This is a genomic window from Streptomyces sp. NPDC054813, assembly GCF_053611365.1.
In genome coordinates this window covers 1-1,666 of sequence record NZ_JBSHAF010000072.1, presented here as the reverse complement: position 1 = coordinate 1,666, position 1,666 = coordinate 1, and the positions used below count along the sequence as shown (strand labels likewise).

Genomic DNA, 1,666 nt, shown 5'->3' with positions numbered 1-1,666 from the left:
GGCTCTTCCAAGAATTTCGTAGGCGTTGATCGTCTGGGTGTTCCTCGGCGCTCGTGCGCTGCGTTCGTGCAGGCTGGGTGTGTGTGACGTCGAACTGGCCGTGCTGTTACCGCAGTTGGCTGAGGTGCGGGTCGAGCGGGTGTGTGCGGGGGCGGACCTGATCCGGATCACGGCCCGGACCAGGGACGGGGTCCGGTGTGCTTGTCCGGGGTGCGGCGAGTCTTCTTCGTGGGTGCACTCGCGGTACGTGCGGCACATCGCGGACGAGGCCGTCGGCGGCAGACCGGTCGTGATCGACCTGTGTGTGCGGCGCCTGTACTGCGAGAACTCGGATTGTTCGAAGGTGACCTTCGTCGAGCAGGTGGCGGGGCTGACCGAGCGATATCAGCGGCGAACTCCCGCACTGCGCCGGGTGATCGAGGCGATCGCCCAAGTGCTGGCCGGCTCGGCCGGCGCCCGCCTGCTGACGGTCTTGCATCAGATGGTGAGCCGGGCGAGCGTGCTGAACTGCCTGATGCGTATCGCGCCGCCGAAACGCGAAACCCCGCGAGTGGTCGGGATCGACGAGTTCGCGCTGCTGCGCGGCCACCGCTACGCCACGATCATCATCGACGCACAGACCGGTCAGCGCATCGAGGTGCTGCCGGACCGGAAGGTCGCAACGGTCTCCGCCTGGCTGCGGGAGCATCCAGGCGCACGGGTGCTCTGCCGCGACGGCGCGGGAAGCTTCGCCCAGGCTGCCCTCGATGCCAACCCGAAGATCGTGCAGGTCATGGACCGCTGGCACCTCTGGCGCGGGCTCGTCGAGGCCGTGGTCAAAGAGGTCACGGCCCATAGCTCATGCTGGGGCAAGTTCGGACCTCCGCTGCTCGAGGGCAAACGCGCTCAGAACACCCGCGAGCGGTGGCAGCAGGTCCATTGCCTGCTCGACCAGGGCGTCGGCCTGCTCGAGTGCTCCCGCCGGCTCGGCCTGGCCCTGAACACCGTCAAACGCTACGCCCGCCACACCGAGCCCGACCGACTGGTGCGCACGCCGACCTACCGGTCCGGACTGGTCGACCCCTACCGGGACCATCTGCGCGAGCGCCGCGAGAAGGACCCGGCCGTCCCGGTCACCCATCTGCTGGCCGAGATCCGCGAACGCGGCTATACGGGCAGTGCGAACTTGCTGGTCCGCTACATCAACTCCGGCCGTGTCGACGCCGACCACGCCGCGCTTTCCCCACGCCGGGTGACCGGCCTGCTCACCCGCCATCCTGACCGACTCGACGAGAACCAGCACCGACTTCGCGACCAACTGGCCGCAGCCTGCTCGGAGATGACCACCCTGGCGGCGCAGATCCGATCCTTCGCCCAGCTCCTGATCCCGACCGACCACAACGCCGCCGAGCTGACCGACTGGATCACCCGAACCCGCGCCGCGGACCTGCCCTTCCTGCACGCCTTTACCACCGGCCTGGAACGCGACCGCACCGCCATCGACGCGGCCGTGACCCTGCCCTGGCACAACGGCCGCACCGAAGGCGTCAACACAAAGATCAAACTCATCAAACGCCAGCTCTACGGCCGAGCCGGACACCGCCTCCTCCGCCAGCTCATCCTGCTCAGCTAACACCCCTGTCGCAGCGATCAACGCCTACGAAAATCTTGGAAGAGCCAAGAAAAA

1 protein-coding gene is annotated in these 1,666 nt (G+C 67.5%); it reads left to right on the top strand.

Features of this window, described 5'->3' with window-relative positions:
* Positions 1 to 73: 73 nt before the first annotated feature.
* Positions 74 to 1,612, top strand: a complete 1,539-nt coding sequence (locus tag ACWGJB_RS49795) for an ISL3 family transposase (RefSeq protein ID WP_453386632.1) — start codon at positions 74 to 76, stop codon at positions 1,610 to 1,612.
* Positions 1,613 to 1,666 lie beyond the last annotated feature (54 nt).